This window comes from Enterobacter sp. SM3 (genome assembly GCF_009811935.2).
In the GTDB taxonomy this organism is placed as follows: Bacteria; Pseudomonadota; Gammaproteobacteria; order Enterobacterales; family Enterobacteriaceae; genus Enterobacter; species Enterobacter asburiae_D.
The window spans coordinates 4,516,063-4,529,596 of record NZ_CP099971.1 but is presented as its reverse complement, the minus strand read 5'-3'; the positions used below and the strand labels follow the sequence as shown (position 1 = coordinate 4,529,596).

At 61.3% G+C, this 13,534-nt stretch carries 16 protein-coding genes; all 16 read right to left on the bottom strand.

Annotation, left to right across the window (positions count from 1 at the left end; translation table 11 throughout):
- Genes GVO84_RS21320 through GVO84_RS21245 form a run of 16 tightly spaced genes read right to left on the bottom strand, consistent with a single transcriptional unit; the run spans nt 1 to nt 13,498 of the window.
- Complete coding sequence (locus tag GVO84_RS21320; RefSeq protein ID WP_121426151.1) at nt 1–1,230, bottom strand: beta-ketoacyl-ACP synthase; 1,230 nt, start codon at nt 1,228–1,230, stop codon at nt 1–3.
- Complete coding sequence (locus GVO84_RS21315; protein ID WP_159515077.1) at nt 1,227–1,958, bottom strand: 3-ketoacyl-ACP reductase FabG2; 732 nt, start codon at nt 1,956–1,958, stop codon at nt 1,227–1,229. The genes GVO84_RS21320 and GVO84_RS21315 overlap by 4 nt, the downstream gene beginning before the upstream one ends.
- Nucleotides 1,955–2,428 carry a 3-hydroxy-fatty acyl-ACP dehydratase gene (locus tag GVO84_RS21310; protein ID WP_159515076.1) on the bottom strand — a complete coding sequence of 158 codons (474 nt, stop codon included), beginning with the start codon at nt 2,426–2,428 and terminating at the stop codon, nt 1,955–1,957. Before GVO84_RS21310 ends, GVO84_RS21315 begins: the two co-directional genes overlap by 4 nt.
- Nucleotides 2,425–3,594: a beta-ketoacyl-[acyl-carrier-protein] synthase family protein gene (locus tag GVO84_RS21305; RefSeq protein ID WP_159515075.1), complete on the bottom strand. Its 1,170-nt coding sequence runs from the start codon at nt 3,592–3,594 to the stop codon at nt 2,425–2,427. Before GVO84_RS21305 ends, GVO84_RS21310 begins: the two co-directional genes overlap by 4 nt.
- Before the next feature lies 1 nt (nt 3,595).
- A complete protein-coding gene (locus GVO84_RS21300; RefSeq protein ID WP_121426147.1) occupies nt 3,596–4,174 on the bottom strand; it encodes a DUF3261 domain-containing protein in 579 nt (192 codons plus the stop codon).
- A complete protein-coding gene (locus GVO84_RS21295) occupies nt 4,171–6,495 on the bottom strand; it encodes an MMPL family transporter (RefSeq protein WP_159515074.1) in 2,325 nt (774 codons plus the stop codon). Before GVO84_RS21295 ends, GVO84_RS21300 begins: the two co-directional genes overlap by 4 nt.
- On the bottom strand, nt 6,464–7,069 hold the full coding sequence (locus GVO84_RS21290; protein ID WP_008503088.1) for a LolA family protein: 606 nt from the start codon (nt 7,067–7,069) through the stop codon (nt 6,464–6,466). The genes GVO84_RS21295 and GVO84_RS21290 overlap by 32 nt, the downstream gene beginning before the upstream one ends.
- Nucleotides 7,066–7,488, bottom strand: a complete 423-nt coding sequence (locus GVO84_RS21285) for an acyl-CoA thioesterase (protein WP_023309526.1) — start codon at nt 7,486–7,488, stop codon at nt 7,066–7,068. The genes GVO84_RS21290 and GVO84_RS21285 overlap by 4 nt, the downstream gene beginning before the upstream one ends.
- A 3-nt stretch (nt 7,489–7,491) precedes the next feature.
- Nucleotides 7,492–9,183, bottom strand: coding sequence for a glycosyltransferase family 2 protein (locus tag GVO84_RS21280; RefSeq protein ID WP_159515073.1), 1,692 nt, complete (start codon nt 9,181–9,183; stop codon nt 7,492–7,494).
- Nucleotides 9,174–9,527 (bottom strand): hydroxymyristoyl-ACP dehydratase, encoded by a 354-nt coding sequence (locus GVO84_RS21275; RefSeq protein WP_033146841.1) that lies wholly within the window; start codon nt 9,525–9,527, stop codon nt 9,174–9,176. The genes GVO84_RS21280 and GVO84_RS21275 overlap by 10 nt, the downstream gene beginning before the upstream one ends.
- Nucleotides 9,514–10,875 carry an AMP-dependent synthetase gene (locus GVO84_RS21270; protein WP_159515072.1) on the bottom strand — a complete coding sequence of 454 codons (1,362 nt, stop codon included), beginning with the start codon at nt 10,873–10,875 and terminating at the stop codon, nt 9,514–9,516. Before GVO84_RS21270 ends, GVO84_RS21275 begins: the two co-directional genes overlap by 14 nt.
- Nucleotides 10,868–11,455, bottom strand: a complete 588-nt coding sequence (locus GVO84_RS21265) for a hypothetical protein (protein WP_159515071.1) — start codon at nt 11,453–11,455, stop codon at nt 10,868–10,870. Before GVO84_RS21265 ends, GVO84_RS21270 begins: the two co-directional genes overlap by 8 nt.
- A 6-nt stretch (nt 11,456–11,461) precedes the next feature.
- Nucleotides 11,462–11,713, bottom strand: a complete 252-nt coding sequence (locus GVO84_RS21260) for an acyl carrier protein (RefSeq protein ID WP_121426142.1) — start codon at nt 11,711–11,713, stop codon at nt 11,462–11,464.
- A 12-nt stretch (nt 11,714–11,725) separates the two neighbouring features.
- Nucleotides 11,726–11,983: a phosphopantetheine-binding protein gene (locus GVO84_RS21255; protein ID WP_008503081.1), complete on the bottom strand. Its 258-nt coding sequence runs from the start codon at nt 11,981–11,983 to the stop codon at nt 11,726–11,728.
- Nucleotides 11,964–12,779 (bottom strand): lysophospholipid acyltransferase family protein, encoded by an 816-nt coding sequence (locus tag GVO84_RS21250; RefSeq protein ID WP_159515070.1) that lies wholly within the window; start codon nt 12,777–12,779, stop codon nt 11,964–11,966. Before GVO84_RS21250 ends, GVO84_RS21255 begins: the two co-directional genes overlap by 20 nt.
- Nucleotides 12,776–13,498 carry a beta-ketoacyl synthase chain length factor gene (locus GVO84_RS21245; protein ID WP_159515069.1) on the bottom strand — a complete coding sequence of 241 codons (723 nt, stop codon included), beginning with the start codon at nt 13,496–13,498 and terminating at the stop codon, nt 12,776–12,778. The genes GVO84_RS21250 and GVO84_RS21245 overlap by 4 nt, the downstream gene beginning before the upstream one ends.
- Between the last annotated feature and the right edge of the window lie 36 nt (nt 13,499–13,534).

Genomic DNA, 13,534 nt, shown 5'->3' with positions numbered 1-13,534 from the left:
TTACGCCCAGCGTTTAATGATAATCGAGGTATTGATGCCGCCAAACGCGAAGTTATTGCTCTGCAGATACTCGCAGTCAATCTGACGGGCTTCTCCCATAATATAATCTAAAGCACCGCATTGCTCATCCGGCTGCGTTAAATTGAGCGTCGGGGCAAACCAGCCTTCACGCATCATCTGCAAACTCATCCACGCTTCCAGCGCGCCGCAAGCCCCTAACGTATGGCCAAAATAGCTCTTCAGCGAGGAAACCGGCACGTTGTCACCATAGATAGCCGCGGTGGCCAGGCTTTCGGCGATATCACCGCGATCGGTGGCGGTACCGTGTGCGGAGATATACCCCATATCCAGGGCGCTTAATCCCGCCATGGCCAGCGACTGCTCCATGCAAATCTGCATGGTTTCACGCTGAGGCTGGGTGATATGGGCCGCGTCACAGTTAGTGGCAAAGCCCACGATTTCGCCGTAGATCGTGGCCCCGCGCGCTTTGGCATGCTCCAGTTCTTCGAGGATCAGGGTACCCGCACCTTCCCCAATCACCAGGCCATCGCGCTGCGTATCAAATGGCGATGGGGTGTGTTTAGGCGCGTCATTGCGCTGGCTGGTGGCGAACAGCGTATCAAATACCGCCGCTTCAGATGGACACAGCTCCTCCGCGCCCCCGGCAACCATAACGGTCTGGTACCCGTGGCGAATCGCCTCCCAGGCGTAGCCAATCGCCTGGCTGCCGGAGGTACAGGCGCTCGACGTCGGGATGACGCGGCCGCGTAACCCAAAGAACAGGCCAGTATTCACCGCGGTCGTGTGCGGCATCATCTGGACGTAGGTTGTCCCGGTGATGTTATTGGTGTGCTTTTCGGTGAGCATGGTCGCGAATTCGCTGACCGGTCCGGTACTGCCCGTGGATGAGCCATAGGCGATACCCGTTTGCCCGTTGGTGAGCACCGCTTCGCCAATCAATCCCGCCTGCTCCAGCGCCAGCTCGGTGGCGCGGGTCGACATCAACGACACGCGGCCCATGGCGCGAATGCGCTTGCGGGTATAGTGTTCCGGCAGCGTGAAATCGTCGATCGGCGCGCCCAGCAGGGTGTGCAGGCCATCATACACCTGCCATTCCGGCATTTTACGCACCGCGTTTTCATACGCCAGCAGCCTGCTGGAAACGGATTGCCAGTTTTCGCCAAAGGCGGTCACGCCGCCCATGCCCGTAATCACCACGCGACGCGTCATAGCATTCCTCCGTTAATGGAAATGACCTGGCGGGTGACGTACCCCGCAATATCTGACATCAGATAGCTTGCCAGCCCGGCGACTTCCTCAGCCTGGCCCATACGTTTCATTGGAATGATGGACATCGCTTCTTTCAGCGCGGCCTCTTCCATCTCAATCATGCCGGTATCAATCAGCCCCGGGGCAATGCAGTTCACGGTGATTTTGCGTTTTGCCAGCTCGATCGCCAGCGCTTTGGTGGCGCCGATAATGCCCGCTTTCGCCGCGCTGTAGTTCACCTGACCGCGGTTGCCCATCACGCCGGACACGGACGATAAGGTGATAATGCGCCCCCCTTTACGGGTGCCAATCATCGGCATAACGCAGGGGTGAATGACGTTATAAAAACTGTCGAGATTGGTGTGGATAACGCTGTCCCAGTCGTCTTCACTCAGTGCCGGAAAGGCGCCGTCGCGCGTAATTCCGGCGTTACTGACCACGCCATACCACGCGCCATGGGCTTCAATTTCCTGCTCCAGCACCTCGCGGCACTGTTCGCGGTTGCCCACATCAAAGGCGAGTAAACGACCGTTGCCACCCGCCTGCGTGATGGCGTCCAGCGTCTCCTGCGCGCCTGCGGCATCACGATGGTAATGCACGCCTACGGTAAACCCGTCGGCGGCAAGCTGGCGGGCGATGGCGCGCCCTATGCCTTTGCTGGCCCCTGTGACCAGTACGGAACGACTCATGCGTTAGATCCCTGATTAAAAAGCGATGTTAATTCTTCTGCGCTCGGCTGGAAGGTGTTGACCCGGCCCGTGGCCAGCGTCTCTTCATCTGCGGAAATCGCGCATTCAAAACTGCCGAAGCGTTCGTCCTGCATCAGCAGTTTTACGGTGATGTCCAGCGTCAGCCCCTGCGTAAAACGCCCGCTGGCGCAGATCAGCTCGCGCGCGCCGAGCACCATGCCCAGCGCAATATGATCCTGCCCCTGCTGCTGGCGATGCCAGCCCGACCAGACGCCGACGGTCTGCGCCATCAGCTCGAGCGCGTACCAGCCCGGCAGGTCGCCATCGGCATTCAGAAACGGTGCCAGGACGCTTTGCCTGTTGACCGCGACGCGGCAAACCGCCGTGTCGTCCGTGACGCACTCAACGGACGCCAGCAGCATCATTGGCGCATCGTGCGGCAAATAGTCGACGGGTGATAAGTAGCTCATGACGCTCTCCCCAGCAGAATGCTGGCGTTATTGCCGCCAAACGCGAACGAGTTAGACAAAATGACCGGCTTTTTCAGGGCGGCGCGCTGGTGCAGCAGGCCGCACGGCGCCAGCGTGTCGTCCGGTGCGTAGCGGGCGAAGTCCTGCGGCGGCAAGGGCAGATCGCGCGTCAGAATCAGCCAGCTCAGGGCCGCTTCGGTAATGCCGGCAGCGCCCAGCGTATGGCCGGTAAGGTGTTTGGTGGAGCTGCAGGGCACGCTTTCCCCGAAGAGATCGTGAACGACCTGCGATTCAATCTGATCGTTGAGCGGCGTGGCCGTGCCGTGCAGGTTGATGTAGCCGATATCCTCCGGCTGCATGCCCGCTTCGTTAAGCGCCTGAGCGATAGCCCTTATCGCCCCTTCGCCCTGCGGATGCGGGGCGGAAATATGGTAAGCATCGCTGGATTCGCCCGTCCCGAGCAGCGCCACCTCTGCGGGCTCACGGCTCAGCACCATCAGCGCGGCGGCTTCACCGATGGTGATCCCCCGACGGTCGCGGCCGAACGGCTCGCAGAGCGCAGGGGAGAAGGATTCAAGGCTGTTAAAACCGTTGACGGGCATTCGGCTCAGGGTATCTGCTCCGCCGACAATGGCGATATCCACCAGCCCGGCTTCGATCAGGCGCTTGCCGCCGATCATCGCCCGCGCGCTGGAAGAGCAGGCCGTGGAGATCGTATAGGCCGGGCCTTCGAGCTGAAGCCAGTTGGCAAGGAAGCGGGACGGATCGCCAAGCTCCTGCTGCGGATACTGCCAGGGCGTGCTGGTCTCGCCGTCGGTCATGCGCCTAACGTGCTCATCGCCTTCATCCAGCCCGGAGGTGCTGGTTCCCAGCACCACGGCCACGCGGTCGCGACCGACGCGGGCGATGGCCTCGTCGACGGTCGACTGAATCTGTGCCAGCGCGGCCAGCAGCAGCTGGTTGTTGCGGGTGCGGTGTGCGGACAAGGTGTCCGGGATGGTCGGCAGCTCGCCTTCCACGCCGCCCAGTACGGCTTCGGGTGAACCCTGCAGCCAGCCGGTCCGGGCGTGCATCCCCGGCGCCACGCCAGCCGTCAGGTTCTCGGCAATCTCGTCAGGCGAATTGCCCAGCGCGTTGACCATGCCAACGGCGGAAATATAAATCATCTCAGTCACCCAGATATTGAATGGTGATGTGGTATTTGAATACGTGCTGCTCGATGCTGATCGGCTCGCGCTTGCCCTTGCGCTGCAGGTAGACAATCTCCGTCACCAGCTTGCCGCTGGCGTTGCGCAGCTCGCGTCGATCGCCATTGTCCGTTAACGTCCAGCCCTTGGGCAACTGTGGCTGCCAGGCGCTAATCGGCCAGTGGCTGAGCATCACGTCGGCCAGCACCTGGCTGGCTGGCGGCAGCTGCGGCACGACGATCGACTGCTCGGTATGAATACCGGCCTCATCGTACGTCGCCAGGAACAGGCGAATGCCCACGGAAGAGAGCCCGGCCAGCGTCACCTTATGCGCATCCGCGTTGAGCATCACCAGCAGAGACTGCGTTTGTCCGTTAAAGCTGCCGGTCAGCAGCTGTTGGGAGCTGACCGCCGGGCTAATGCCGGGTGGCGGAAGCGTAACTTTAGTTCCCGGCTGGAGCCAGGCCTGGGGACGCGTCTCTTTGGTATCGGTCGAATGGCTGCAGCCTGCCAGCAGCAGCGCCGCGGCCAGCGCGGCGGCGCGGTAAAAAGCGTTCATTTACGTTTTCTCTCTTTCTTATCCGGCATCGCCAGCGGAGCCAGCAGGAAGGCGGTAAAAATACCGCTCACCAGCACGATACCGAAGCTGCTGATGGCCTGGGTGGCGCTGAAGACGAGCATGCCCAGCGTGAGCAGCGTGGTCATCATGGCCAGCGTAATCGCCAGCATTGAGGTCAGCGGCGTACCGCGCGGGTTGCTGAAAAACAGCGTGTAGTTAATGCCGATGCCGAGCACCAGAACCAGCGCCAGCAGTGAAAACAGGTTCACCGGGTGGCCCGTTGCGGCCAGGACCGCCAGCCCGCAGCTCAGCGACAGCACGGACGGCACCAGGCTTATCAGCCCTTTACGCCAGCCGAGGCGCAGCATTGCCCCGCAGGCAATCACCGCCAGCGCGGCAAACAGTAGCCCCGTCAGCAGCGTGCGATAGAGGGCAAACAGGCTGTCAAAGCTGGCTTTGCGATCGACCCAGACGACGCCTTCGTGGCGCGCGGCCAGTTCACCGAGGTACGCGCTGTTTTTCGCGCCGTCCACCGGCACCAGCACGCCGCTTTCCCCGTCGGGCAGGGTCAGCCAGAGCAGACGCCAGCCTTCGCTGGCCGGGCTTTTCAGCCACGCGTCCACGCTGACCGGCATGGCGTCGAGATTCGGGGATACGGCGTTGAGCCCGGCGCTTTTCAGCACGTTCGTTACCGCAGGGGCAGCGTCGCGCAGCAGCGTAAGATCGCTTTTCTGGCGGGCCAGCGAGTTCAGCGGCAGGGTACGCCAGCGGGCCATCTCTCCCGCTTTTTGCGCCTCCGCCAGCGCCGGGGTAAAGGCTTCCAGCCGTTCCAGCGTTTGCTGAGGCGAGGCGCCATGGACCACAAACCATTTCTGATCGACGCTCTGTCCGGTCAGGGCGGTAATGGCCTTCTCCTGCGCCAGAATATCCTTCGGCAGGGCCTGAAGCTGGGCGATGTCGTCGTCCACCCTCAGGGTGCTCATCCCCACGGCGGAGAGCAGAGCCAGCGCGACGGGGAGACCAACGGACAATTTTTTATTGCGTCGCCAGGCGGCCAGCCAGCGCAGCATCAGGACCATCAGCGGAACCGGGCGCACCGGTAAACCCCGGCACAGCCACGGATGCCAGAAAATCACCGTCAGGCAGGAGGCGCTTAGCCCCACGGCGGCGAACACCGCCATCTGGCGGATCCCGGGGAAGGGGGCCAGCATCATAATCAGGTAGGCGGCGACGGTCGTCAGCAGCGCCAGCAGCAGCGCATTGCGCACTTTCGCCAGGCTTTGCCATGGAGAGTGCTCCGCGCCGTGCACCATCCGTTCGGTCAGGTAGTAGAGCGTATAGTCGGCTGAAATACCGATGATGCTCATGCTCATCACCAGCGTCATCAGGTGCAGTTCGCCAAAGAGCAGCAGCGTCACCACCGTGCCCGCCAGCGCGCCGATGGCAATCGAGAGCACGCTCAGCAGCAGCGGGCGCAGAGAGCGGAATACCGCCACGATGAGCAGGAACACGCCAAGCAGGGTGGCGATGCCCAGCGTCGAGACGTCGCGTTTGGCCTGCTGGCTGGCGTAATCGCTGTAGAATACCGTCCCGCGCGAAAGCAGCTGTGCCTGAGGGTAACGGGCTTTTAGCGTCTCCTGCAGCGCGTTAAGCGTCGTCACCAGCCGGTGGGTCTGCTGCATATCAAATGACGAGCCCGTCAGCTCGCCGTGAAGCAGATACCAGTAGTTTCCCGCCTCATCTTTTGTGACCAGCCAGCCGTCCATCAGCCGCAGCTTCTGGCTATTTTGTGCCAGCGCGAGCTGGGAGCCGCGCATCAGCATCAGGGGATCGTTTTGCAGCTCTTTGCCGCTGACGCCGGAAAAGGCCGAATAGAGCTGAGATAAAATCCACTGCGCCTGTGCTTCTCCGCCGTTTTGCAGGCGGGCACGGGTGGCGGGATCGATCAGGCCATTTCGGTGCTGCCAGAAGAATTCTCCCCAGGCCTTTTGCCCGGCGGCGTCCATCGGGCCTTTGACCTCGCTGAGCGCGTCACTGCTTTGCAGCAGCGCCAGCCACTGCTGCGCCACGTGCGGATCCGGCTCTTTGCCGGGGCTGACCAGCCAGATCAGCTGGCGGTCGAGACGCTGCATAAATCCGTCGTTGAGCGCTGGCGGGATCGCCCCCAGCGTCTGTTTCGGCAGCATGGCCAGCACGCTGCTGTTCAGACGCGCGCCGGGCAGCAGCGACAGCAGCACGCCCAGCAGAATCAGGCATAGCGTGGCCCACAGCAGCGCCGGGCGCAGGGATTTACGGTGCGGCAAAGCGTTGGCGTTCGTCATCGGTCAGGCTGGCGGGCGTCAGTTGGTGGCGTGAAAGAGCGATATCGGTCCGGTCGCCCTGTTTGTCGTTGAGACGAATCGTCTCCAGATAGGTCGCGCCGCCCAGATCGAGGGTGGCGAAAATCTTGTCCAGCGGCGTCGTTTTTGGCGTGAGCACCAGCGACCAGCGGCCCGCGCCCAGGTCTTTAAAATCGATGCGGAAGTTCTCTTCAAGCACCTTGCGGTCGGCCTGGAACAGGGCCCGCAGAAGATGGTTGAACTGGAACATCTGCGGATTATTGTCGGCAGTGATGGTCTGCGGCGGCTGGCCGTTAATTGCCTGAACCATCCGCTTGTCATCCAGCAGGAGCGTCATCGGAAACGGCGCTTTTTGATCCCACAGCAGGCCGCTGTCGCGGGCGATCAGCATCTCGCCCTGCGAGCGCAGCGGCTGCGGCATATCTTTTATCGTGCGAACCTGTTCGAAGTGCGCGCGCACCACGGGCTGCTCGGTGAAGCGCTGCTGCAGTTCATCCAGCGTCACGGCGCTGACCAGCGGGCTGACGATCAGCGCCAGCAAAGGCAACCATTTCATGGCGTCACTCCCATTCGTTCAAACAGTATTGCCGGGCTCACAAAGCACATTTCGCGGGTAGCTTCTTCTACCGCCACCTGGATGGTGTAACCGGTGGTGGTGCGTTTGCCGGTCTGCGCATCGAAAATTTGATAGGCAATGCGCAGGCGGTTTTCATACTCTTCAACGTGCGCGCGGACGCGAATACGCTGCTCAAAGGTCACCGCATCGCGGTATTTCACCCGGGTGTCGACGACGGGCCAGACGTAGCCGGAGGCCTTCATCTGGCGATAGCCATAGTCAAACTGATTGAGCAGCGCCTCGCGGGCGATCTCAAAGTAGCGGAAATAGTTGCCGTGCCAGACCACGCCCATCATATCGACGTCGTGGAACGGAACGGTGATCTCAACTTCAGTCGTAAAGCGGGGATCGGTCAGCACCCTTTACTCCTTCTCTCTGGACTCTGGCAGATGCCAGAAATCGAAAAAATTAAACCAGTCGAGCGGCGACATGAGGGCGTAATGCTCCAGCCGCTGCGCGTAGCGATCGACGGTATCCTGCAGCGCCTGCTGGCGTTCACCGCGCGGCAGGCGCAGCGGGTCGGCAAACGGTTCGCAGTGCAGGGTGAGCTTCCCCTGCTGGCGCAGGGCAAAAATCAGCACCACCGGGCAGCGCAGGATGGAGGCCAGGATAAACGGCCCCTGTGGGAACGGCGCAGGCTGGCCCATGAACGGGCTCCAGATCACGCGCCACTCTCCGCCACGCTGCGGATTCACCGCGATGCGATCGCCCACAATGGCGACCCACTCTCCGCGCTCAAGCTTCTCTTTGATAGCAATCGCGGTGTCCGGGCCGATGTCGGTAACCGACATCAAGTTCACGCTGGCCTGGGGCGCCATTTCGCTCATAATTTGCTTAAAGCGCTGGGCGTTTTCGCTGAAGACCAGGGCGTTGATGATCTTGCTGTCTTCCAGCTGAGCCAGCGCCCGGCAGGCTTCTACGTCGCCAAGGTGCGAGGCGAGCAGGAGCTTGCCCTGCGGCGCCGCGATATCCAGCGCTTCGCTCGCGCCGGGGGCAAAGACCACGTCGCGATCAAACTTCAGCTCACCGCGCCAGCTGGCGACTTTATCCAGCATCGCATTGCCGAAGCGCATAAAATGGAAAAAGCTGTTGAGCCGTGAGGGAACAGGCATGTTCCGCTGACGCAGCTCTTGCTTCACGCGCGCAATCCACTGCCGCGAGGCCTGCCGCGCCGGACGCGCGATAAGCCAGTACACGCCGATTACCGGCCACAGCAGCACGGTAAAAGCACGCCGACCCAGCAGTTCCCAGACGCGCAGCATCAGGCGCATCCCCCACAGACCCTTGACCTCGTCCTGCTGCGCCCAGTGCTGGCGGCGTCGACGGAAAAGCAGGCCGGGCATGCGGGGCAGCATGCCGAAGAACAGCCGGGTATGCATCAGGGAGATCCGCACGTTATCTTTTAACGCGTCGAAGTGGGACAGCCCGTCCTGCGGATAGGTGACGCGGGTGGGCAGAAAGACGCTGGTGTTACCCTGCCAGTAGAGACGGACCATCACTTCGGTGTCAAAGTCCATGCGTTTACCGAGCGGCTCACGCGCTGCCAGCCGCAGCGTGGGCGCGACCGGGTAGACCCGAAAGCCGCACATGCTGTCTTTAAGCTGCAGGGATAAGGTCTCAATCCACACCCAGACGTGGGTTACCCAGCGCCCGTAGAGTCGCGAGCGTGGAATGGAATCATCGTAAATGGGCTGGCCGGAAATCAGCGCGTCCGGGTGGTGCTCCGCCAGCGCCAGCAGTTTGGGGATATCTTCGATGGCGTGTTGACCGTCCGCGTCCACCTGCACGGCGTGGGTATAGCCCGCGCACGCGCACGCCTCCAGCCCCCTGATGACCGCAGCACCTTTCCCGGCGTTTTGCGCCAGGCGGATCAGTGTCATCTGCGGCTGCTCTGCCGCCAGGCGTTCGAGCTCCTGACGGGTGATCGCTTCGCTGCCGTCATCCACCACCAGGCACGGCAGGCCGAACGGTGCGAGACGCGACAGCACGCTGGCAATCATGGCGCCGTGGTTGTAGCACGGGATCAGCACGCAGGGGCGAAAGATCACTGACATAGACGGATTTTTCCGCTGCTGGCGGTATGGCGTTCCGCCCCGGCGTGACGCTGGTAGCTGAAGGTCAGCATCTGACGTTCGGCATGCCACTCAAGCACCAGCGTCACCGTGGTTTCCGGCAGCAGAGGCGCCTGGAACTTCACGTTTTGAATGCTGTGAAAGCGGTAGCCCGGTGCCAGTAAGGTCGTGGCGTAGTGCATCACCCAGTCAAGCTGCGCAACGCCGGGCAGCAGCGGCTGTACGGCAAAATGGCCCTGAAACCAGAACAGCGCCGCGTCGAGATGCAAAATGATTTCCAGCTTCTCCGGCTGTGTCTGGTGGCGCTCAATTTCATGAATTTTCATGAAATAACTCCTCTAACTGCGCATAGACACGCTTGTTCATACTGTTTACCGGCATTTCATCGACAATGCGCCAGTAGCGCGGAACGGCGACCGGCTCAAGCCACGGCAGCAGGGCGCGGCGCCAGGCAAACTCCTGCGCTTTTTTATCCTGCATATACCCGCGCTGACGAACCGCTTCGTCCAGGACCAGCAGTGCGCCAATTCCCTGACGGCCTCCGCGCGTGACCGGCAATACAGCCGCTTCGCAAATGCCGTCGAGCTCCAGAAGGCGACGTTCGATCTCGTTAAGCGAGATGCGCTTTTCTTCAATTTTGACCACCCGCCCGCGACGACCGGCGATGCTGAACAGCCCCTCGCTGTCGAAGTGGAGGATATCGTCCAGCTGGAGTCCTTCTTCCTCATGGATCAGTGGCGACGTGACGCGACAGGCTTCATCTTCCTGATGGAAGATAACGCCGGGGAACGCGAGCCACGGGACGTTATCCTGCTGGCGATGGCGCCAGGCGAGGATCCCGGTTTCGGTACTGCCATAAATTTCGTCCGGCCAGATGTTAAGCCAGCCCGCGGTGGTGGAGACGTCACACCAGGGCAGCATTCCGCCTGCTGAAATCAGCATCCTGACGGGCGGCGCGGCCAGCTCGGTATCCAGGCGCTTCAGGAACGCCGGGCTGCTGATGAACAGGTAATGCCTGTCATGAGGAAGGGCGGCCAGCTGCTCAGCGTAGTAGAGCATCGCGGCATGCAGCGGCAGGCCCAGCGCCATCGGCAATACGATGCGGAATGTCAGACCGTACAGATGTTGCGGTACGACCGAGGCGACAACGCTACAGCCGGCCAGACGATCGCCGAAGCGGTCAGCCAGCAGACGGGCTTCGCGATCCAGACTGACGATGTGCTTAATCACCCGGCGCGGGGTACCCGTGGAGCCGGAGGTGAACAGTTCAACGAAGCGGCTTTCGTCAATCTCCGGCAGGGACGCCCAGCGGCTAGCCGTCTGATGGCTTGAGGCCACCACGATCAGCTTCCCATGGAAGCCGAGAGTTCGATCGCTCAGAACGCCGCTAAACAACGCCTGCTGCTCTTCAAGCTGCGAGACGCGGCTATGGCCGGGAATGACCGGTGTTTTACCGGCGTGCAGCGAGGCCAGCAGCGCAACAATAAACAGGTAGCTGTTTTCAAAGCACAGCGCCCAGCGTTCGCCATCCTGCTGATGCAGGGTGGCGACCAGTAAGGTCACGTCGTGGCGCAGCTGGCCCAGCGTCCAGGTACGATCGTCAAGCCAGGCAACGGGCGTATCGTCAGGGCGCGGCGCGTTTAGCCACTGGCCCAGCGGAAGGGGGTTAGTCATTGTGCATCTCTTTTTTTATCACCCGCTGGCGCACCAGCCACTCGGTCGCCATCAGCGTTCCCATCAGGATGTAGGCCACCATACCGTTCCACAGCGTCCACAGATGCATGTCGCCGTGGAGGACGGTGAACAGCGCCATCGCGCCGTTACCGATGAAAAAGCCGCACCAGACGAGGGTCACCTTGCGGGTATAGCGCACGCCCTTTGGGGGCAAATTTGGCTCGCGCAGGCGCGCCAGCCGCTCGACAAGCGGCATTGCGGTCCACAGCGACCCCCCGAACACGGCCAGCATCACAAGGTTGACGACCACCGGGTAGAGCAGCAGCCACTGGTGGGTTTTCAGCAGGTAGCTGGCCGCGCAGAGCGTGATACCCGCCAGCGCCACGCACTGCACCACATAGCGCATCGGGCCAGCGTTCCGCTGCGCCTGACGCAGCCGCAGCAGCAATACCAGCGCCATCACCGGTAACAGCCACTGCAGGCTGTTGTGCGTCAGCCCAAATCCAATCAGGAAGGGCCACGCCAGCAGCATCAGCCCCGTCAGCAGTGGGATGACCGGGAACGTCCGTCCACCACGCACCGTGTCTTACTCTTCGCGCAGAAGCTGTTCGACGGCGTCAACCACATCCTGAACGGTACGAACCGATTTAAAGGTTTCCGGCTTGATTTTCTTGCCCGTTTTTTTCTGCAGATGAACAATCATGTCCACCGCATCAATGCTGTCCAGCTCCAGGTCTTCGTAAAGACGGGCTTCGGGCGAAATATCCTGCGGGTCGATTTCAAAAAGCTTGGTCAGAAGACCACAGACTTCCTGATAAATGGTTTCTTGTTCGGTCATCGTGATCACATCTCAGGCGCGTTGAGCGTTAATAAAGGACGCCAGCGTGGCGACGGAAAAGAAGTGCTGGCGCATCTCTTCGCTTTCGGCGGAAAGCACCACGCCATACTGGTTTTTCACGGCCAGACCCAGTTCCAGCGCGTCGATAGAGTCGAGACCCAGCCCGTCGCCAAACAGCGCGGCATCGGTGTCAATGTCCTCTGCGGTAAGCTCGTCCAGATTCAGCGTGGTGATAATGAGATTCTTAATTTCAAGATAAAGCGCTTGCATCATTAATTCCTGACAAAGATTGAAGGCCTGATGTTAATCGATGCTGTAGATGCCGGTTTAACTGCCTTGCCGCCAGCGCCGGTTCTTGTTCGTTTGCATCGTAAAATTCGTCGATGTTCACGCGGTCGCGGACATCCACGGTGAAGACAGGTTTTTCTGGCGGTACATCATACCAGCGACTTTTTTTATCCAGCAGGTGTTGGCTGCAGTGGATCAGCACCACCCGCAGATCGCTGTTACAGCGCACGGCGATATTTGCCGCGCCGCGCTGGAGGGAGATAGCCTCGCCAAACCGGGTACGCGTGCCTTCCGGGAAGATTAACAGCGTGTCGCCCTGAGCCAGACGCTGCTGGCTGGCCGCGAGCAGGGGCTCGGCTTCGCTGTTAATCAGGTAATCCGCCGCGCGGATAACGCCGCTGACAAACGGGTTGCGCAGCAGCGCGCTCTTCACCAGACAGTCGGTTTCCGGCATCACCGACGCCAGAATCACGTAGTCAATTAACGTGGGGTGGTTAGCCACCACCAGACAACCCCGATCGCTGCGCAGCGCGTCAAGATTGTGAATGCGATAGTCCAGTACTCCGAGGCTGCGCGCCACGGTCAGGAAGAAGCGGAAGCTGGCCGCAATGCTGCGACGCGCCAGGCGACGACGGCTGGCTCGGTCGCGCTGGACGATCAGCAGCAGGTTGAACCAGACCAGCGACAGCAGCAGCCCGCCCACGCCAAACAGCGCGAAGCAGAAGCCGGTCATCGCCAGACGCCATAGCCAGTTGATACGGGCGGCCAGGCGGTTCATGCGTGCGTCCATTGCCACAGCAAACGTTCGCCCGGCACGACAAACTGACGTTCCTCGCTGAGATAGCGTTGCAGGAACATCAGGCTTTGCGGCAGGGCGGGTTCTTCACCCGTGCTGCCGCTGCGGGTTTCGCACTGCAATCCGTTGCCGGATTCAATCACCAGCGCCAGCGCGTACGGCCAGGTGGGCATCTGCGGCGGTAACGCCGGATGGTAAAACTCCGGCAGCGCGCCGTCAAAATCGACCAGCAGGACGCGGGAGTAGCCCGCATGCAGCAGGCTCAGCACTTCGCATAAGGCCTGCTGGAAGGTGTCCAGCCCGGCAGAAATGGATGACGAGACGATGGGCTGGCGTGCGGTAATCGTGAGATTGCCCACCGCGGAATTGTGCACGGACATGGCGAAGTCGGTGGGGGAAACGGACTGCCCGGTCGCCAGAGCATGCAGAATACGGTAGTTGCGCTCCAGCTCGCCGTGACGGCTGGCATAGACGACGGCATCAATGGCGTGGTTTTGCAGCATGGCAAGACCAATGTCCACCGCCAGCTTACTGCCTGAATTGAGGCGGCGCGCGGTCATCATGGGTAGAGCGGTCAGCCGGGGAAGCGGGGCCGCTGGGTCAACGGCCAGCTGCAGGCACGACCACGCCTGCCACTCTGTGGCATCGCTGAGTCCTGGCGCTCTCGCCTGCCAGTCGATAATGTTCAGTGAAAATTTCATCTACGCGCGTCCGCGAAAAAAACCGTATTCAAAGGG